The 18,664-nt window shown below is 72.3% G+C and carries 14 protein-coding genes; 12 read left to right on the forward strand and 2 right to left on the reverse strand.

The genetic code is table 11. The features are described from left to right. Positions 1-88: 88 nt before the first annotated feature. Positions 89-742, reverse strand: a complete 654-nt coding sequence (locus ACWDD7_RS06170; protein WP_450456562.1) for a hypothetical protein — start codon at positions 740-742, stop codon at positions 89-91. A 425-nt stretch (positions 743-1,167) separates the two neighbouring features. Here ACWDD7_RS06170 and ACWDD7_RS06175 point away from each other — a divergent pair, with 425 nt between their 5' ends. Together ACWDD7_RS06175 and ACWDD7_RS06180 are read left to right on the forward strand one after the other, a co-directional pair. Then, entirely contained in the window at positions 1,168-1,845 is a 678-nt protein-coding gene (locus ACWDD7_RS06175) for a GAP family protein (RefSeq protein WP_450456520.1), read from the forward strand. Positions 1,846-1,878: 33 nt separating this feature from the next. Continuing rightward, on the forward strand, positions 1,879-2,034 hold the full coding sequence (locus tag ACWDD7_RS06180; RefSeq protein WP_450456521.1) for a hypothetical protein: 156 nt from the start codon (positions 1,879-1,881) through the stop codon (positions 2,032-2,034). A gap of 587 nt (positions 2,035-2,621) precedes the next feature. On the opposite strand, the gene ACWDD7_RS06185 is transcribed toward ACWDD7_RS06180, so the two are convergent. Then, positions 2,622-5,519: a helix-turn-helix transcriptional regulator gene (locus ACWDD7_RS06185; protein ID WP_450456522.1), complete on the reverse strand. Its 2,898-nt coding sequence runs from the start codon at positions 5,517-5,519 to the stop codon at positions 2,622-2,624. 193 nt (positions 5,520-5,712) lie between these two features. Here ACWDD7_RS06185 and ACWDD7_RS06190 point away from each other — a divergent pair, with 193 nt between their 5' ends. The 10 genes from ACWDD7_RS06190 (at position 5,713) to ACWDD7_RS06235 (ending at position 18,565) form a co-directional block, all read left to right on the forward strand. Next, positions 5,713-5,856 (forward strand): hypothetical protein, encoded by a 144-nt coding sequence (locus tag ACWDD7_RS06190; RefSeq protein WP_351863919.1) that lies wholly within the window; start codon positions 5,713-5,715, stop codon positions 5,854-5,856. Between the two features lie 119 nt (positions 5,857-5,975). Continuing rightward, the gene (gene lanKC / locus ACWDD7_RS06195; protein WP_450456523.1) at positions 5,976-8,570 is read left to right on the forward strand and encodes a class III lanthionine synthetase LanKC; all 2,595 of its coding nucleotides are present in this window, start codon (positions 5,976-5,978) and stop codon (positions 8,568-8,570) included. An 11-nt stretch (positions 8,571-8,581) separates the two neighbouring features. Continuing rightward, complete coding sequence (locus ACWDD7_RS06200; protein ID WP_450456524.1) at positions 8,582-9,856, forward strand: MFS transporter; 1,275 nt, start codon at positions 8,582-8,584, stop codon at positions 9,854-9,856. A 181-nt stretch (positions 9,857-10,037) separates the two neighbouring features. After that, a complete protein-coding gene (locus ACWDD7_RS06205) occupies positions 10,038-11,933 on the forward strand; it encodes an FAD/NAD(P)-binding protein (RefSeq protein ID WP_450456525.1) in 1,896 nt (631 codons plus the stop codon). 163 nt (positions 11,934-12,096) lie between these two features. Then, positions 12,097-13,182, forward strand: a complete 1,086-nt coding sequence (locus ACWDD7_RS06210) for a radical SAM protein (RefSeq protein ID WP_450456526.1) — start codon at positions 12,097-12,099, stop codon at positions 13,180-13,182. Then, the gene (locus ACWDD7_RS06215; RefSeq protein ID WP_351863933.1) at positions 13,182-13,871 is read left to right on the forward strand and encodes an iron-containing redox enzyme family protein; all 690 of its coding nucleotides are present in this window, start codon (positions 13,182-13,184) and stop codon (positions 13,869-13,871) included. Before ACWDD7_RS06210 ends, ACWDD7_RS06215 begins: the two co-directional genes overlap by 1 nt. After that, on the forward strand, positions 13,868-14,068 hold the full coding sequence (locus ACWDD7_RS06220) for an aroma-sacti cluster domain-containing protein (protein ID WP_351863935.1): 201 nt from the start codon (positions 13,868-13,870) through the stop codon (positions 14,066-14,068). The genes ACWDD7_RS06215 and ACWDD7_RS06220 overlap by 4 nt, the downstream gene beginning before the upstream one ends. 32 nt (positions 14,069-14,100) lie before the next feature. Then, positions 14,101-17,139: an adenylate/guanylate cyclase domain-containing protein gene (locus ACWDD7_RS06225; RefSeq protein WP_450456527.1), complete on the forward strand. Its 3,039-nt coding sequence runs from the start codon at positions 14,101-14,103 to the stop codon at positions 17,137-17,139. A gap of 6 nt (positions 17,140-17,145) precedes the next feature. Further along, a complete protein-coding gene (locus tag ACWDD7_RS06230; protein WP_351863941.1) occupies positions 17,146-17,952 on the forward strand; it encodes a S8 family peptidase in 807 nt (268 codons plus the stop codon). Between the two features lie 61 nt (positions 17,953-18,013). Further along, positions 18,014-18,565, forward strand: a complete 552-nt coding sequence (locus ACWDD7_RS06235) for a GAF domain-containing protein (RefSeq protein ID WP_450456563.1) — start codon at positions 18,014-18,016, stop codon at positions 18,563-18,565. The last annotated feature ends 99 nt before the right edge of the window (positions 18,566-18,664 follow it).

An 18,664-nucleotide genomic window follows, 5' to 3' on the forward strand; every position in this document is an offset into this window, starting at 1 on the left:
GGTGGGTACCCCTGCAGTGACTGGTGCACGTCCGCCGACGCGGCCGACCGAGGTCGGGTCGGCCCTGCGGGGGTCCTGTATCCGGGTTCTAGGCCGAGGCTTCCTCCAGCAGCTTCTGGAAGGCAGGCGTGGCCACCAACTCCGCATTGCCCGGGTTCTCAAGCGCCGCCCGGAACTCGGGAGTGTCCAGCACCTCCTGGAACGCCTCGTCCACGCGCTGGTCCTTGTAGATCTGCTGAACGGTCAGATCGGGATAGGCGCTGACGAACACGTTCGCGGGCGCTTGGTGGGCGACGAACCAGTCCTTCACCCCTGGATCGCCGACGCCGGGGAAACCTTCGCTGTGCGAGAAGACCTTGTCGAAACGGGCCCCCACCACGGTCTTGGCGAAGTCGTCGATGTAGGTGTCCCAGGAGCCGTCGAAGACGCTGGCGAACATGAACCGGGTGTCGTTGTCGAAGATCACGTGCCGTGCGTCATGCAGGGTGCCGATCTGACGCACCGCCGCATGGACCTTCTCGTCAGCCGCCGCGTCGGCCATCGCGGCGAGATCCTCGCGCAACGCACCGGCCTCGCCCGGCTTGATCTTGGTGAAGACGGTGAACTCGCTGCAGACCCCGTCCGACCTTCCCGGACGTTCGGGGTGAGCTGATGGGGCCGCACCTGTCGTCGCAGTCATCGTGAGATTCTCCCGCCACGCGTCGGTGCGAGGGTCGCCAAGCGTCCGGGTATGGGGCGCCATCGCCCTCACACGACAATCCTCGGGGCAGGTGCGCTGTGTCGCATCCCGGCCCCTGGGCGCTTGAGCACCGGGGATGGCCACCCTGGCCGATGACGTTCCGTGCCGCATCTGTTCCTCGGTGTCGAGCAGGAAAACCAGCCTCGGGGCCGACTTGCCGACCGGTTCCGGGGACGTGAGGAACGGCTGCCGATGCCGGGGTCATCGCCTCCTGAGCGGCTCCCGAGGACAGATCCGGTCAGGCGCAGGACGATGGAACTCGGACGTGCCGCGTACGTCGCCGTCCTCGTGTCGCGCCCGTGCGGTCGTGAAGACAGCGGCGCGGCCGATCGCAGAGCAACCGTTGCGCCGCCCACGCGGTCGTGGCCCTCGCTCCCGCCGAACCCTGCTCAACAGGACCGCCACCTTGACCCCACATGGAGGCAACCATGGGCAAAGTCCTCGGTGACGTGCTGGGTTTCGCGGCCGCCGTCGCGGTCAGCCCGCTCCCGATCATCGCGATCATCCTGATACTCGCCACGCCTCGGGGACGTCTCAACGGGGTCCTTTTCACGGCCGGCTGGATCCTGGGACTCTCGGCTCTGGGCGCGATGATGCTGGGGATCGCTTCCCCCTCCGATGCCTCGGCCCACCATCAGCCGGCCACCTGGGTCGGAGCCCTCAAACTCGCTCTGGGCCTGTTCCTCGTGCTCTTCGGCGCCCGGCAATGGCATCGGCGCCCACAGGACCCGTCCCAAGCCCGACTGCCGAAGTGGATGGGTGCGATCGACCGCCTCGCCCCGATCAAGATCTTCGCACTCGGGCTGGCCCTGGCCGCGCTCAACGCCAAGAACGCCCCGCTGACCATCGCCGCGGGCGCCTCTATCGGCTCAGCGGGGCTGCCGGTCGCGCAGCAGATCGCCTCGCTGGCAATCTTCGTGCTGATCGCCACCCTTGGCCTGTTGGCACCGCTGGGAGTTTTCCTGCTCGGCGGACAGCGGGCCAAGACCACGCTCGGAAACTGGAAAGACTGGGCAGCTCAGCACAATGTCGCCGTGATGGCCGTCCTGTTCTTCGTTCTGGGGCTGAAACTGCTCGGCGACGGCATCTCCGTCCTCGCTTCCTGACCGAGGTTCCCGCTGCGCGGGAGTGGCTGACGGATGCCCCGCTCTCGTCCCGAAGCTGGGCGCGGGCAGGCGGGAACCAGGACCATCCATGACATCCGGGACGGCTTCCAGGAGTTCCCGCTCCCCCGGCCTTTCGAGGGGTTGGAGTTCGGCGCCCGCTCCTGCGACGAGCAGACGGACGCCGAGTGATCTACCTGTTCGACACCGACGTCGTTGCCGAGTTCACGACGCCGGCGAAGCCCGACCCCCGCGTCCTGTCCTGGTTCAGGTCCACGGCCCGACCCGATTGCTTCCCGAGGGTGATCACCTAGGTGGTCGCAGCGTCGCGTCGGTGCCCCCCGACGACGAGGAAGTGATCACCCGCACCGGAGAACTCGACTCCGCCTCGGTGGCGCCGGCTGTGGCCAGGTGGGGGAGAAGTGCCCGGCCTCCGGCGACGCCGGGTCTGTTGCCACCCCGGCCTCCGGCGCCGATGAGCAGGCGCTCGTCCGCCCGCCTACCCACCCCGTCGAGTGGGGGCGGCGGCGTAGCGGCGGGCCGCGTCTCCGCTGGATCCTGCCGCAGCCGCCCCAGGGCTCCTTGTCCCACGCTGCTTTGACGTCAGAGAGCCAGAATCCGGAACCGGATTTCAGGCGACGCCGAGAGTGGTGCTGGTCGCCGCCTCGTCGGCCTGTTCGCCGACACGTACTACGTATACATGCGTCCGGCGGAAATCGGTGCGGCGCGGTGGTGCGCCGGCCTCGCGCTGTCGTACCGGCGGGTCCCCGCTCACCGTTTCAGGAAGGCTCACCGAGGGTGGCTCGTGTCATGAGGCTGGCCAGGGCTGAGCGTGAGGGTATCGAGGTCTTGCGGTAGATCGCCGACAGGTGGGTTTCGATCGTCCGGCGGCTGACGTAGAGCTTCGTGGCGATGTCCTGGTTGCTCAGTCCCTCGGTCACCAGCGCGGCGATCTCAAGTTCGCGCGCCGTCAGCTGGGCCAGCACCTCGGGGACCTGCAACGAGCCTTCGACCTGGGGACGTATGAGCTCGGCCAGGTCCGACAGCAGGCGTGCGCCGCCGGCGACGGCGATCCGGTTGGCACGGCGCCACATGGCCACCGCGCGCGGACCGTGCCGGGCAGCCTTCGCCAGGGGAGCGGCGCGCAGCAATGAGTACGCCTCCCACAAGGTCGCGCCGCAGTGCCCGTACCCCTGTGCCGCCTCGTCGAAGAGGCGCAGGGCTTCACGGGTGTCGCCGCGCTGCTCGGCGAGCGCGGCCCCGGCGCGCAGCGCGGCCGCACGCTGGCCCCGAAGTCCTACGCGGGCCGCGTCCTCGACGGCTCGTGCGGCCCAGCGTTCGGCCTGGCCGAGGTGGCCGGTGGCGATGGCGGCGTTGACCAGTGTCTCCAGTTGGGCGGGGCGCAGCGAAGGCTGCAGCCGCCCCAGTTCGGGGCCGCCTCCGGCTTTGAGGATGGCCTCCTGGGTGCGGTGCGGGTCGCCGGCCACCGAGGTCACCTGGGCGAGCATGCACCACGCCAGTGACGCCCACCACGTGCCGCTCTCGCCGACCGTCGCCACCGCTTCCTCGGCGGTCGCCAGGGCTCGGGCGTCGCCCAGGGGGCTTGCCAGAAGCAGGATCAGGGTCTTGACGGACAGCGTGAAGGCCAGGAGTTCCCCACTGCCGATGGTCCGTGCGATGGACTCCGCCTCCTCGGCCGACTCCAGGGCGGACGGCAGCCGACAGGTGTTCAGAAGCGCGTAGGCGCGGCTCATCAGCAGGTGTGGCAGTACGTGCAGTTGACCGCTGCGGCGGGCGATGTCCAGCCCCCGGTTCGCATGCCGTTCCGCGTCGGCGTAACGCTCCAGCAGCGCCTCGGACCAGGCCAGCCACACCAGGGACTCGCACAGGTCCGTCAGGCTGGGGTCGGTCAGACTGTTCGCGAGCGCGGCGGCGGCATCGGCGAACCGCTCGGCGTCCTCGGTCCTGCCCTCGTACGCCTCTCCCAGCGACGCCAGCGCCAGGACCCCCGCCTCACCGGTGAGGTCGCCGTGGGAACGGGCGATGGCGAGGGTTCGCTGGATGTCCGCCCGCACGTCGGGATAGGAGACGTTCAACAGGGCCGACATACCCAGCGCGAGCCCGAGGGAGACCGCCTGGCCGGGAGGCGGGCCGGGGGCGCGGGACAGTTCCCGGCGCAGCAGGGCGGTTGCCTCCGGGGAGTGTCCGAGGTGCCGTTCCATCATGGCGCACAGGGAAATGGCGTCCGCGCGCAGCGCCGGGTGCTCGTCTCCCGCCGTACTGATCACCGTGTGCAGCAGATCGCGGCTCTCGCGCAGTCTGCCGCTGACCCCGAGCGCTCTGGCCCGGGACAGCATCAACTCGGTGCGCTGTCGCGCGTATGCGGGCGCCTCCGGCAGGAGCCGCAGGACGACGTCGAGCAGGTGGGCGGCCGTCGCCGGCGCCGTGGAGGCGAACTGGGCGGCTGCTTCGCTCAGCACAGCCGCCGACCCAGGGTCCCAGTCGGCCATCGACCGCTCGACGTGATGGGCCCGCTCGGCGGCGGAGGCACCTCTCCTGGCCAGTTCGGCCGCCGCGCGGCGGTGGATCTCGGTACGCCGTTGGGCGGCGGTGTTCTCGTAGACCAGCGCCCGCAGCAGCGGATGCCGCAGCGTCCACCGACCGTCCGACCCCATACGCAACAGATCGCGCCTGGTCAGTTCGCTTGTGCAGTCGTCGAGTCCGGCGGGTACCGAATCTCTGGTCATCAGGCTCAGCATGGCGGGCGTCGCGTGGTCGCCGAGCACGGACACCGCCTCGACGACCAGGCGCTGCGACGCGGTCAGCGCGGTCAGTTCGTCCAGCAGCAAGGAACCCAGTCCGCTCGGCACCCCGACGGTGTTGTCACCCGGGCTGCGGGCGGGGACGCCGGGCGATGACGCGCCGTTCCGGTACGCGTGCAGGAGGGCCAGGAAGTACAGCGGATTGCCCTCGCTGGCGGCGTACAACTCCCTCGCGCGGCCCGGGGGCAGGTCGGGGGCCAGCAGACTGACCGACTCCTGTTCGCCCAGCGGCCCCAGCGCCACGGGCAACACGGTGCCGCTGTCGACTCCGCGTGTGAGAGCCGCGGTGAGCGAGTTCGGAGTCTGCCGCTCGCGACGCGCCAGCACGAGCAGCACCCTGCCGCGCACCGGGTGCCGGACCAGATGGTCGACGAACTCCAAGGACGCGGGATCGGCCCAGTGGAGATCGTCCAGTGTCACGACCAGTCCGCGCTGCTTCCCGAGTCTCTCCAACACTCCCGTAACGGCGCGGTACAGGCCGAAGCGACTGAGCGTGCTCCCGTCCTCCGCCTGGCCCCGCGCACCGCGGACGCCGTGCAGCACCGGCGCCGCCTCCGCCACCAGATCCTTGCCGAGCCTCGCGAGGTCGGCGTCGGCGAACGCGTCCGTGAAAGTCTGGAACGGAGTGTTCCGCTCGAACTCCGTGGCCCTGCCGCGCAACACCGTCAACCCCCGGCCGCGGGCCCGAGCGCACATCCACCCCAGCAGCCGGCTCTTCCCGATACCCGCTTCCCCGACGACGTCGACCACCCTGGGCACACCGTCTTCCCCCAGGCCGTCGATCAACGGGCCGAGCCGCTCCAGTGCCGCGGACCTGCCGGCCAGCGTCGTGGTGTCTTCGTCGCGTATCGACATCCCGTGCCCCCGTCCGTCGGCGTCCGCCTACCCTGGGGCACCCTACTTTTTCGGTATGAAGCCCGGATGTCGGGACGCACGGTGATCCGGAATGCCGGATCCAAACCGTTGGTAGACCGTCTCTGAATCGGATCTTCCTAGCTTCGGGGGTGTCCGCGAAATCCGCTGACGCCGTTACCCGAAGGAGATCTCCATGGCCGAGAACACCGAGCCCACCGCCGACGAGACCGAGGTCGAGGCGCACGCCGAGTCGATCCTGCCGCTCCAGGAGCTGTCGTCCCCCGAGTCCGACGGGCTGGTGGAGTCCGGGAAGAGCACCGCCAGCATCGTCTGCTGACGCCCGTCTCCGGCGGGGTGCGCGGCCGCTGTCACCGCGGTCTCGCACCCCTCCGTCCGCGTGCCGCGCAGCCACCCGGTTTCCCCAGTTCTGGTCAACGTCCCGTCCCGGAGGGGCCCATGAAGGATCCGATCGCATTCGCCCTTGCCGACCGCGATTTCTACGCGCCGTTGGAGCGCAGCAGCGCGCCCGGCACGGAGTTCCGGCCGAGCTGGGTCCCCGGGGGGTGGCGCAGGCGCCGGTCCGGGATCTGGACGCAGTGGGAACGGGGCGGGCTCGACGGGACGGAGGACGGCTGGAAGGTCCATGTCTCGGCCCGTCCCGATCGCCTGGCCCAGGTGCTCGACCTCGCGGCGGAGGTCCTTTTCGACGAGGGGGTCACCTTCAAGCACCTGTCGGCCCAGCTGTTCTACCGGTGGCTCCACCACAAGCACGGGGCCCGGTCGCAGAGCGGCAAGTTCATCGCGGCCTACCCGGTGGACGTCCAGGCAGCCCGTCGGCTGATGGAGCGGCTGCGCGAAGCGCTGACGGACGAGGACGGTCCCTACGTGCTCACCGACCGGCGGTTCAAGGACTCGCGCACGGTGCACTACCGCTACGGCGCCTTCGCCTACCGCTCCAGGGTACGGGCCGACGGCAGGGCCACGGCGCTGGTACGCGACGGGAACGGCCTGCTGGTCGAGGACCGGCGCGGCGTCTCCTTCCAGCTGCCGGACGGCGTCACCGACCCCTTCGTCCCGTCGGCCGCCCCCGGCGGGAAGGCCGCGGCGGGCTCGGGACCGGTGACGCTGGGCGACTTCGCCATCGACTCCGTCGTGCGCCACAGCAACGGCGGCGGCGCCTACCGCGGGCATCACACCGCGACGGGCCGTCCGGTCTTCGTCAAGGAGGCCAGGGCGCACACCGGGCTCGGCGATTCCGGAGCCACCGCGCAGGAGCAGCTGCGTGCGGAGTGGCGGACCCTGCGGGTGCTGCACCGGACCGCACCCGGTCTCGCACCCGAGCCGATCGCCTACCTGCGCGGCTGGGAGCACGAGTTCCTGGTCACGGAGTTCATCGAAGGCAGCGACCTGCGGGCCTGGATGGCGGCCTCCACCCCGCTCATCGGGGCCGAGGGCTCGGCACAGGACATCGCCGACTACTACCGGCGCTGCGAGACGGTCATCTCCGGAGTCGAGCGGGCGGTGGCCCGGCTGCACGACCGCGGTTACCTCTTCGTGGACGTCTCCCCCGGGAACGTACTCGTCCGCGCGGACGACAGCGTCCGCCTCGTCGACTTCGAGGGCGCCCAGCTCCTGGGCGCCGAGTTCGCCAGGACCGGCACCCCCGGGTTCACACCGCCGGACGAGCTGATCGGCGACGACACCGGCGTGTACGACGAGTACGGACTGGCGGCCCTGGCCCTGATGTTGCTGGCGCCGTTCAACCAGATGGCGCAGCGCAATCCCGACTCCCTGGCACACCTGCACTACGACCTGGGGGAACGGGCGCCGGTCGCACCGTCCTTGTGGGCCCGGGCGACGAAGTTCCATGCGCCCGGCAGCAGTCCGCGGCTCCCGACTCCGGAGCAGGTCGCCGACGATCCGGCGCCGCACCTCGCCGCGCTGCGGGACAAGGCCGCGGACGCGCTGCTCGCCATGGCGGACGTGGACGACCCGGCACGTGTGTTCCCGACGATCGCCGAGGGGTACCTGACCAACACGCTGTGCGTGGCGTACGGCACGGCCGGTGTCGTCCACGCGTTGCGCAGAGCGGGCCGTCCGCTGCCCGAGCGGGTGCTGGACCGGCTGCGCCGCGACGCACTCGACACCGCCGGCGATCTGCCGCCCGGCCTCTACGTGGGGCTGTCAGGCATCGCCTGGGTGCTGGCCGACTGCGGGATGCCGGAGGAAGCCCTCGAACTGCTCTCGGCGGCCGACCGCCACCCGCTGACCGCCGAGAACGCCACCCTCTTCGGCGGAGCCGCCGGTGTGGCGCTCACACACCTGGCGCTGTACGGTCACACCCGCGACGAGGGCCATGTCGATCGGGCGCTCGCACTCGCCGCCGGGCTTCCGGCGGATGAACTGCTCGTTCCGGGACTCGGTCCCGACGACTCCACCGGGCTGCTGCACGGCAGATGCGGGATCGCCCTGATGCTTGAGCAGCTCGCGGGCGTCACCGGCGACCCGGGCCACCTCGCCCGCGGGGTGCGGCTGCTGCACGCCGAACTGGACCGGGCGACCGACCCAAACTGTCCGAGTCTCACCTTCCCCGTCTCCGAGACCGACCGCCGCAGCATGCCCTATCTGTTCTGCGGGTCGGCCGGGCTCGCTCACGCCGTCTCCCGCTATCTGCGCGTGGTGGACGACGAGCGGCTGGCCGAAGCGCTGCCGCGCCTGCTCGCACCGCTGCGCACCACCTTCACCGCGCAGCCGGGCCTCTACCCGGGCCTGGCCGGTATGGGCTTCGCCCTCGCGGACCACGCCGAGGTCACGGGCGACGCGAGCAGCCGTCACGCCGCGCTGCGGGTCGCCCGCGGGCTGTTCAAGTTCGCGGTACCCCACAGCACCGGCGTGCGCTTCCTGGGCGACCAACTGCTCCGGTACAGCGCCGACCTGTACAGCGGATCGGCCGGTGTGCTGCTCTTCCTGGACCAACTGCTCGACCCCCGTCCCGATCCGCTCTTCACCGTCGACGCTCTCGCGCGACAGGCCGCCGGCGTACGCGCATGAAGGGGACCGCCGTGCGACGTGACGTCACGCTCTACTGGTGGGGCCAGACCACCTCCGCCTTCGGTTCCGTCTTCACCGCGATCGCCGTTCCCGTCGTCGCCGTCGTGTCGCTGCGCGCCTCGGCGGGACAGGTCGGCCTGGTCAGCGCGGCGGCCGCGCTGCCCATGCTCGTCTGCGGGTTCCCCGCCGGCGCGCTGGCCGACCGGATCGCCCGCCCGCGCCGGACCCTGATAGCCCTGGACGGGATCTCCGCGCTGACCGTCGCCCTGGTGGCCTGGGGGCTCGCGAGCGGGGTCGCGGACATCGGCTGGTTGGTCGTCCTCGGCATGGTGCTGGGCGCGGTGGGGACACTGGATTCCGCGGTCTACTTCGTCCACCTGCGCCAACTGGTCGGCGCGGACGGTGTCGGCCCGGCGCGCGCCCGGCTCCAGGCCGGGCAGTACGGTGCGGCGCTCATCGGTCGGATCCTGGCGGGCCCGGCCATCGTCGTGCTGGGTGGCGCGGCCGCCCTGGCGATGGACGCCGCGAGCTACCTCCTGAGCGCTCTGGCGCTGCTGAGCATGCGGTCGCCCGACCTGGTTCCCCGCGAGGCCGGTTCCTCGGTGGCCGACGCGCTGCGCGGCGCGGCGGCGGGACTGCGGTTCCTCGGCCGCGACCCGTTCCTGCGGATCCTGCTGGTCTTCATCACGGTGCCGGCGGCTGTCATGGCGGGAATGGGCGCGCTGACGGGGCCCTTCCTGCTGCGCGACATCCACCTGCCGACCGGGGCCTACGGGCTGGTCTTCGCGCTCTCCGGACTCACGGGCCTGCTCGGGTCGCTCGTGGCCGGGAGGGTCCTGGGCCCGCGCCGGGATCCCCGGCTGGTGGTGATCACCACGTTCGCCGCGGCCTTGCTGTGCGGCCTGCTGCTACCGCTGTCCGCGGGTCCGCTGCCTCTGGCGGCCACCTGCGCCGCCCTGGGCATCGGCCTGCCGATCTTCTTCGGGGCCATCGCCAACGTCGCGCTCTCGGCGGTGTTCGCCGCCTGCGTGCCCGAGGACACCCTGGGCCGCGCGATGGCCGCGCTCCAGGTGCTGGCGGCCGCGGCGGGGCTGCTGGGCGCGCTCGGCGGCGGTGCGCTCGGGGACGGGATCGGCGTCCACCGGGCTCTGTGGGCACTGGGCGCACTCGCGCTCGGGGCACTCGCGCCCAGCCTGTGGCCCGCCGTCCGGGCGGCCCGGCGTCGCGCTCCCGCGGACGGTGCGACACCTGGGCCGTCGCCCGCTCCCGCGCGCACCGCTCGATGAACTCGGGCAGGGCGTACGCCGAGGCCGGCCGATGAGGTGACCGGACAAGCCCTGCTCGAAGCCTCCGCCCCCATGACGCAGCGCGCTTCCCGCCGTCCGGCGCGGCGGCCGCCCCGGGGCAGCGCTCCTGCGGGATCGGCCGGCCGGGCGGCGTATGACCGACGACCGGATGGAGCAGCGCATGTCGCAGACCGCGGGAGTGGACCGGGCGCCGGTCCTCGTCCTGATCGGGGCCGGCCCGAGGGGGACCGGCCTCCTGGAGCGGATCGCGGTCAACGCGGCCGAACTCCTGCCGGACACCGCGAGCCTGGCCGTCCACGTCGTCGACCCGTTCCCGGCCGGGTCGGGGCGCGTGTGGCGGGCCGGGCAGTCACCCCTGCTGTGGATGAACTCGCGTGCCGAGGACATCACCATGTTCACCGACGACAGCGTCGACTGTGCCGGCCGCCCGAACCCGGGCCCGACGCTGCACGCGTGGGCCCGGGAGCACGGCCGAGCCATCGCGGACGATCCCGGGCTGGCCGCCGAGGCGGGTGCCCTCGGGCCGGCATCGTTCGCCAGCAGGCGGCTTGCCGGTGCGTACCTGCGCTGGTGCTTCCGACGAGCGGCGGCCGAGCTGCCGCCGAACGTCCGACTGGTGGTGCACGAGGCGCGGGCCGTCGGGCTCACCGACCGGCCGGACGGCGGACAGGTCGTCACCCTCTCGACCGGGAGCGCGATCCGGGCGGACCTCGTCGTGCTGGCCCTCGGCAACCAGCGCGGCGGACTCGACGAGCGGCAACAGGCGTTCGCGGCGCTGGCGGACCGCAACGGCGGTGGATACCTCCCGCCCAGCTATACCGCGGACGTCGACCTCGACCTGCTGCCCGCGGGCGGCGAAGTGATCGTTTCAGGCATCGGCCAGGCGTTCGCCGACCTGATGGTCCTGGTGACCGAGGGACGCGGCGGGGTGTTCGCGCGTGATACCGACGGCACCCTGCGTTACCGGCCGTCCGGACGCGAGCCGGTGCTGCGGGTCGGCTCGCGCCGCGGGCTGCCCGCGAGTCCGAAGCCCGCGCAGTCCTTCGCGGGCACCCGCGTCGAACCACCACGGTTCGCCACCGCCGAACGGCTCAAGGAACTGGTGAGCGCCGACGCGCCGGGCGGCGCGGACGTGTTGCTGGGCATCGTGTGCAAGGAACTGGGCTGGGCCTACTATCGCGAGCTGTTCCTCGCGAACCCGGCCCGTACCTGCCTGCCGTGGGGCCAGTTCTCCCGCGAGTTCGCCGGACTCGACTGGTACGACCCGCGGATGGCGCGCCTGGTCGCCCGGGCGGTGCCCGATCCCGAGGACCGGATGGACCTGCCGCCGGAGCGCTCCCCGTTGGCGAACCGGGCGTTCGCGGACGAACCGGCTCTCTGTGCCTGGATGGACGCCCACCTGCGGCGTGGCGTACGCCGGGCCACCGAAGGGCGGTACAGCGGCCAGGCCGCGGCCCTCGGCGCCCTCGTCGCACTCGTCCCCGGGCTGCTGGGCGTGCTCACCACCGGGGAGGGCCTGCTGGACCATGCCGCGGCCGCGGTGCTCGGGCCGGTTACACGCCTGGCGGGACTGCTCGGCTCCGGCCTGCCGCCTTACCGTTTCGAACAGTTGCGGGCGCTGTCCGCGGCCGGCGTGGTCCGCTACCTCGGTGCCAACCTCACGCTCACCGCCGATGAGCCGTCAGGACTGTTCGTCGCCCGCTCCACCTGCCTGCCCGGGGTGGCCACCGCGCGTCACCTGGTCGAGGCCCGGCTGCCGCACGACGACATCCTGGCGGACGGCTCCGCGCTGCTGACGGGTCTGGTGCTGGCCGGACGCGGGCGCGCGGTGCGGTCCGCGGCCGCGGTGCGGCTGGCTGTGGACGAGCTCAGCTTCGCCGTCGAGGACCGGGCCGGCCGCAGCGACCCGCGCCGGTTCGCCCTCGGGGCCTTCGCCACCGGCGGGGCCCTGGGGGCCCTGTCGATGCCGCACAGTGACGCGCCGTTCTTCCGGCAGAACGATGCGCTGGCCCGGCGGATCCTGCACGAGCTCGCGCCGCCGCGCAACGGCCGGTGAGCCGGATCCGGGTAACGGCCGTGTCCCCTGAATCGCGGCCTCGCGACCAGCGGATATACCGCTCGTTGGGCGCCCCTATCCCGGCCCTGATCCCACCTCGGGGAACGTGGTGGATGACGGCCACGAACATACGGCGCGCGGAAAGACCGACAGAGGGGGGCTCATGGAACTGACCGAGTTCATGGGCCTGCGTCCTGTCCCCTGCGCGGGGCTGCTGCTCACCCTCACCCGGCGCTGCCCGCTCGGTTGCGCCCACTGTTCGACGTCGTCCACCGCACGGGGCGAAGAGCCCGACGCGGAGCAACTGCTGAGGTTCGCCCGCTCGTTCACCGCCGACGACCGGCCCGAGGTCGTCATGCTGACGGGTGGTGAACCCCTGCTGCTGCCCGACCTGGCGTACGAACTCGCCACCCTGGTCAGGGCGGTCGGCTCGCGCAGCGTGCTGCTCAGCGGGATGTTCTTCGCCCGGGGCGGCCGCGTTCCACCGCCGGTCATGCGGGCGGTCACCGCCGTCGACCACTTCTCGGCGAGCCTGGACGCCTTCCACGAGCGGGAGATACCGCGTCGGGACGTCTTCCGTGCGGTCCGGCAGGTGCTGGAGGCGGGCATCGCCGTCAGCTTCCATCTCGTCGGCACGGGTCCGCGGGACCCCTACCTCGCCGACGTGACCACCGCCATCAGACGGGAGTTCGCCGACCGGGTGCCGATGCTGGTCAACGAGGTGCGACCGGTGGGCAGGGCGGCCGCCTGGGCTGCCGCCGGCACACGGCGGCCGGCCGCGGACCGCGCGCTGCCGTGCGCGATGGCCGCCTGGCCGGTGGTGGCCTTCGACGGCGCGGTGCTGGCCTGCTGCAATCAGCAGGCGGTGGACCGCAGGCCCGTCCCCGGGCACCTGTCACTGGGGCATATCGCCGAGGACGACTGGGCGACCGTGCGCCGCCGTTCATTGTCCTCGCCGGTGCTGCGGATGGTCCGGGCCGTCGGACCGGCTCATCTCTACCACCGCCACGCCCCCGGCGCCGACGAGTTCGGCTACTGCGTCGGATGCCGGAGCCTGCCCGCCCACCCCGACGTGGTCGCGGGTGCCGTACGGGACGCGTCCGGGCTGGTCGGCGAGCTGCTGGACCGGGAAGCTGCCCGGACACAGGCCGACGCCGGCCCGGTCGAGTTGCTGCGGCGCTACGGCTGCCCGCCCTACGCGGATCTGGTGGCGCTCCCCACCATCACGACCGTCACACGGAGCCCCTGATGACCCGCCCGAGCACGTCGGCCACGCTGCGCGTCAAGCTGGGCCTCGCCGCTCCCGTGCTGCACGCCGCGACCGCCGCCCTCTGGCGTCACGAGCCCGCCGGGCTGCGCCCGCGCTACGTCGAGTACCTGTACGCGATGCACGCGCTGATCCGGGCCTCCGTACCCCTGATGGAACGGGCCGCCCGGCGCTGTGCGGAGCTGACCCCGCGTGATCCCGTCGCCAGGCCGCTCGGCCGGTATCTGGAGAAGCACGCCGAGGACGAGCGCGGCCACGACGAGTGGTTGCTCGAAGACCTCGCCGCGGCCGGAGCCGACCCGGATGCGGTCCTCGGCCGGTTGCCGTCGCCGGTCGTGGCCGACCTGGTCGGGGCGCAGTACTACTGGATCGAGCATCAGCACCCCGTCGCCCTGCTCGGCTACATCCGGGTGCTGGAGGGCAACGCCCCGGCGCCCTGGCTCGCCGACCGTCTCGCGGCGCGGACCGGTCTGCCCGCCGCCGCGTTCCGTACGGTGCGTGAACACGCCGAACTGGACGCGGAGCACCTCGCCGATCTGGACGACCTGCTCGACACCCTGCCGCTGACCGCCGCCCAGCAGGTCGCGGTGGCCGTCAGCGCTCTTCGCACGACCGACGGGATCACCCGTCTGTTCTCGTATCTCGCAGCAGCCCCGGGAGGCCTGTCATGACCGACGACCGCACAGCGCTCGGCCGTTTGAACGAGGCGGGATTCTCCGTCGGCGCGCTCACCGATGAGCAACTGGAGGTGTTGAGGGCCCTCACACCGCACGAACTGGACCTGCTGGTGGACATCAAGGGCCGGCTGGACGAGGTGGGGCCCGAAGTGCAGGCACACAGCGAGATCGCCGGCGGCGCGCTCTTCTGAGTCCACGCCGCGACCCGGGAGGGACCTGGACCATGTCTTGCTCCACCTGCGCGTTCACGCTGCCGCCCGGCGCCTGCTTCTGCCCCTCGTGCGGATCGCCGTGCGCCGCCCCGTCCACCACCGCCGCGGACCGGACCGAGACCCGCAAGGTCGTCACCGTACTCTTCTGCGACCTGGTCGGCTCCACCGCGCTGTCCGGAACCCTCGACCCGGAGACGCTGCGGTCGGTGACGCTGCGCTACTTCGACGTGATGCGCCGCCAGGTCGAATTCCACGGCGGCACGGTGGAGAAGTTCATCGGGGACGCCGTCATGGCCGTCTTCGGCGTGCCCGTCGTGCACGAGGACGACGCCCGCCGAGCGCTCGCCGCCGCCCTCGCCATGCTCGCCGCCCTGGACGGGCTCAACGCCGAACTCGACGCCACCCTGGGCGTACGGCTCGATGTCCGCATCGGCGTCAACACCGGCCAGGTGGTGTCCGGTTCGGACGCCTCGGCCCGCCAGGCACTCGTCTCGGGCGAGACCGTGAACGTCGCCGCACGACTGGAGCAGAATGCCGGGGCGGGTGACATCCTCATCGGCCCCGGCACCCTGCGGTCCGCCGGGGCGGCGGTACACGCCGAGCCGGTCGGACCGCTGACCCTCAAGGGCAGGGCCGAGCCCGTCCAGGCGTACCGGCTCCTCGGGCTCGGCGCGGACGATCCGGAACTGCTGCGCCGCTTCGATGTGCGGTTCGTCGGCCGGCTGCCCGAACTGGCCGCGCTGGACGGAGCTCTGGCGGACGCCGCAGGTCACCGGGGTGCCCAACACGTCCTGGTGCACGGGGAGGCGGGGCAGGGCAAGACCCGGATGCTCAGGGAGTGGATCCTCTCCCGCGCGTTCCCGTGTGGCACCGGGCGGTGCCGGCAATACGGCGACCAGGGCAGCCTGAGCCCGCTCGGCGACGCGATGGCCTCGCTCCTGGCGATGAGCCGGGTCCCCCGCGGTGTCACCGAGGCCCTGCGGGTGCTTTCCGCCGGCCTGCTGCTCGACGGGACCCCCAATCCGTCGGTGGAGGACACCTGCGCCGCTCTCGTGCGGGTCCTGACCGCGCTGTCCGCCAGGCAGCCGGTGGTACTGGTGATCGACGACTGCCACTGGGCCGGGCCTTTGCTCCTCGACGTCCTGGACCGGCTGGTCCGGAAGCTGGGCCGGGCCGCCGTCCTGCTCGTCTGCGTGGCCAGACCCGAACTGCTGGAGGCCCGCCCGACCGTGACCGGGCCCTCGGTCCGGACGCTGCCGCTGCGGGGACTGTCCTACGACGAGTCCCTGATCCTGGCCGCCGAGCTGGCGGACGTCAGCGCCCACTGGGACACCGAGCCGACCCGGCTTCTGGAGCGGGCCGGCGGCAACCCCCTGCACCTGGAACAGCTGCTGGCGGCCGCCGCGGAGACCGGGTCGCAGGACGAGCTGCCGCCCACGGTGCAGGCGCTGCTGGGGGCACGGATCGACGCCCTGGAGCCCCGCGAACGCATGGTGCTGGATCACGCGTCGGTGATCGGGCGGGAGTTCGCCGCGAGTGAGCTGGCCGAGCTGGGGGGCACGCCGGACGGTGTGCCGGCGGCTCTGCTGACGCTCAGCCGACGGCGGCTCGTGGAGCCCGGCCACGAAGCGTCCTTCCGCTTCAGCAGCGGACTGGTACAGGAGGTCACCTACACGTGCATGTCCAAGCGGGCACGGGCCGAAGGCCACGAGAAGGCCGCGGAGCTGCCGACCGTACGAGCCGCCGGCCAGGCGGCGGTGGGAGGTCACCTGGAACGGGCGTACGGCTACCTGAGCGAGCTCGGGCGACTGGACGATGCCGCCGAGACGCTGCGCGGCCGGGCCGCCGAAGCGCTCGGCCGGGCCGGCGCCCAGGCGCTGGACCGGTCCGACCTCCCCTGGGCCGATGATCTGCTGACGAGGGCCGTGACGCTGCACCGGTCCGGGCAACCGAGCGGTGCGGCAGCCGTCCGCAGGCTCGGGGAGGCCCGTTCCGCGCGGGGCCGCGCAGACGAGGCCCGCGCGCTGCTCCAGGAGGTGCTGGCAGCGTCGGCCGACCCGGTGGAAGCCGCTCACGCGAGGCTCTCCCTGGCCGCGATCGGCCCTGAGGGCGAGTCGCCCGCGGCAGCCGCCGAAGCCGTACTGCCGGTCTTCGAAGCGGCGCGGGACGAACTGGGCCAGGCCCGGGCCTGCCTGCGGATCGCCCAGCGCAGCCAGTCCCTGAGCCGGCATGGCGACGCGGACCGCCGGCTCACCCGGGCCCTGGTCCATGCGGTGCGCGCCGGCGGCGAGCCGGAACGGGCCGCCGCCCTGGGTGCGATCGGCATCTCCCTGTGGCGCGGCCCGGTACCGGTCCCCGAGGCCGTGGCCCGGTGCCGGACGCTGCTCGGCGAGCACGGCGGCGAACGACGGACCGTACGACTGACCCTGAACTGTCCGCTGGCGGTCCTGCTGGCCCTGCAGGAACAGTGGACGACCGCGCGGGACTGCCTCGCGGAGGCCGCCCGGCTCGCCGAGGCGCTGGGGTACGCGGAGACCGAGGTCGTGCTTCCGCTGTTCAGCGCGATGGTCGAGGGGCTGGCGGGCCGGCGGGACCAGGCTCTCGCCCTGCTGGGCGCGGCGGCCGGGGCGGCGCGGCGGCTGGGCGCGGTGGCCCTGCTGGACAGCGTCGGCCTGGAGTCCGCGAGGCTGCACATGGACGGCGGTGACGTGCAGGCGGCGGCGGACGTCCTCGGGCGGATCGGGCAGGGGAACGAGCGCCCGCACGGCGAAGCGGTGGAGTTCGGCGGCCTGCTGGGCCGGGTCGCCGCCGCACAGGGGCGTCATGACGAGGCCCTCCGGCTCGCCGCCCGCGCCGTCTCGTCCGCCGAACGCACCGACTCCCCGGTCGCACACGCCGTCGCCCGCCTCGACCAGGCGCACACCCTCCGGCTGCTCGGCCTGAACGACCAGGCGCGAAGCGCCGCCTCGGCAGCCCGAGCACTGTTCGCCGCCAAGGGACATCTGCCCGGAGGGCGCTGGGCCGCGGGCCTCCTCCACGAACGGGAATGAGCAACCATGACGACAGCGCCGCCCCAGGGTCTCACCTGGCGCCTGCTCGGCAAACGCCCCGTGGACATCCCGGTGGCGGCCGACGGGATCCAACTGCCGGGCGCCTTGGACGGGGCCACCGGCCAGGGGGTACGGGTCTGCGTGGTCGACTCCGGCGTCGAGCGCGACCATCCGTCCGTGGGCCGGGTCGACGGCTCCTGGGTGGTCGTCAAGGACGACGAGGGCATCCGGGTCGAGGAGACCGACACCGGAGACACCTGCGGCCACGGCACGGCCTGCTCCAGCATCGTCCGCAGGGTCGCGCCGGACTGCGAACTGTACAGCGTACGCGTGCTGGGCGAGCGCTTCTCCGGTACCGGGGACATTCTGCTGGAAGGACTGCGCTGGGCCGTTCGGCAGGGCTTCGACGTGATCAACCTGAGTCTGTCGACGACCAGGACCCGCTTCGCGGAGGAACTGCACGCGGTGGCCGACGAGGCGTACTTCAACCGCACGGTCATCGTCGCGTCGGCCCACAACACCCCGGTGGAGAGCTTCCCCTGGCGTTTCGCATCGGTGATCTCGGTGGGCAGCCACGAAGAGGAAGACCCCGACCTGCACCTGTACAACCCCCGCCCGCCCGTGGAGTTCTTCGCCCCCGGGCAGAACGTGGAAGTGGCCTGGCTGGGCGGCAGGACCATCCGTTCCACCGGCAACAGCTACGCGACGCCCTTCATCACCGGCATGTGCGCCCGGTTCTTGTCCCTCGGTCCCCGCATGACGCCCTTCCAGGTGAAGAGCGCCCTCTACGCCTCCGCGGCCAACGTCAGCTAGACACGAGAAAGGTGCAGCTGTGTCCCTCGGCCTGCAGCCCGCGAGCACATCGGACGACCCGATGGCCCTCGAACTCCTCCAGTCCGTCGTCGACGTCGCCCGCGCGATCTTCGGCGCCCAGGCAAGCTCCGTCTTTCTGCTCGACGAGGAAGCGGGAGAACTGGTCTTCCGAGCCGTCTCCGGTCGCGGCGAGGAGTTCCTGGTCGGCCGGCGCTTCCCGGCCGGCCGCGGCATCGCCGGCTGGGTGGCGGTCTCCGGCGAGCCGATCGTGGTCGACGACCTCGCCGACAACCCGTCCTTCGACCGCTCCCTCGCGCAGTCGACCGACTACGTACCCGACGCGCTGATGGCGGTCCCGCTGATCCACGGCGAGCGGGTGCTCGGCGTGCTGGAAGTCCTCGACCCGGCCGAGCAGGCCCGCTCCAGCCTTCCCGAGCTGGACCTGCTGTCGCTCTTCGCCCGGCAGGCGGCCACCGCCCTGCGGTTCACCACGTCGCGGGGCGGCGGCGCGGACGGCAGGTCGACCCCTCTCGCGCCGCACCGGCGTGCCACGGCGCTCGGGTTGGTCCGCCGGCTGGAACACCTCCTGGCAGAGGAGACACCGGACCGGTGAGGGACGAGCGGTGCCGGTGCCCGTGCCTTGTGCGGAAGGATCAGTATGGGCCTACGTGATTACTGGGAGGCCAACCGGCCACGGCGTGGATGAAGATCA

Source organism: Streptomyces sp. NPDC001056, from assembly GCF_053598955.1.

Excerpts from the sequence above, each read along its gene's own strand:
- ACWDD7_RS06185 (WP_450456522.1), bottom strand. The coding sequence starts at position 5,519 with ATGTCGATACGCGACGAAGACACCACGACGCTGGCCGGCAGGTCCGCG.
- ACWDD7_RS06235 (WP_450456563.1), top strand. The coding sequence starts at position 18,014 with ATGGCCCTCGAACTCCTCCAGTCCGTCGTCGACGTCGCCCGCGCGATC.
- ACWDD7_RS06210 (WP_450456526.1), top strand. The coding sequence starts at position 12,097 with ATGGAACTGACCGAGTTCATGGGCCTGCGTCCTGTCCCCTGCGCGGGG.
- ACWDD7_RS06205 (WP_450456525.1), top strand. The coding sequence starts at position 10,038 with ATGTCGCAGACCGCGGGAGTGGACCGGGCGCCGGTCCTCGTCCTGATC.
- ACWDD7_RS06220 (WP_351863935.1), top strand. The coding sequence starts at position 13,868 with ATGACCGACGACCGCACAGCGCTCGGCCGTTTGAACGAGGCGGGATTC.
- ACWDD7_RS06225 (WP_450456527.1), top strand. The coding sequence starts at position 14,101 with ATGTCTTGCTCCACCTGCGCGTTCACGCTGCCGCCCGGCGCCTGCTTC.
- ACWDD7_RS06175 (WP_450456520.1), top strand. The coding sequence starts at position 1,168 with ATGGGCAAAGTCCTCGGTGACGTGCTGGGTTTCGCGGCCGCCGTCGCG.
- ACWDD7_RS06230 (WP_351863941.1), top strand. The coding sequence starts at position 17,146 with ATGACGACAGCGCCGCCCCAGGGTCTCACCTGGCGCCTGCTCGGCAAA.
- ACWDD7_RS06180 (WP_450456521.1), top strand. The coding sequence starts at position 1,879 with ATGCCCCGCTCTCGTCCCGAAGCTGGGCGCGGGCAGGCGGGAACCAGG.
- ACWDD7_RS06170 (WP_450456562.1), bottom strand. The coding sequence starts at position 742 with ATGGCGCCCCATACCCGGACGCTTGGCGACCCTCGCACCGACGCGTGG.
- lanKC (WP_450456523.1), top strand. The coding sequence starts at position 5,976 with ATGAAGGATCCGATCGCATTCGCCCTTGCCGACCGCGATTTCTACGCG.
- ACWDD7_RS06215 (WP_351863933.1), top strand. The coding sequence starts at position 13,182 with ATGACCCGCCCGAGCACGTCGGCCACGCTGCGCGTCAAGCTGGGCCTC.
- ACWDD7_RS06190 (WP_351863919.1), top strand. The coding sequence starts at position 5,713 with ATGGCCGAGAACACCGAGCCCACCGCCGACGAGACCGAGGTCGAGGCG.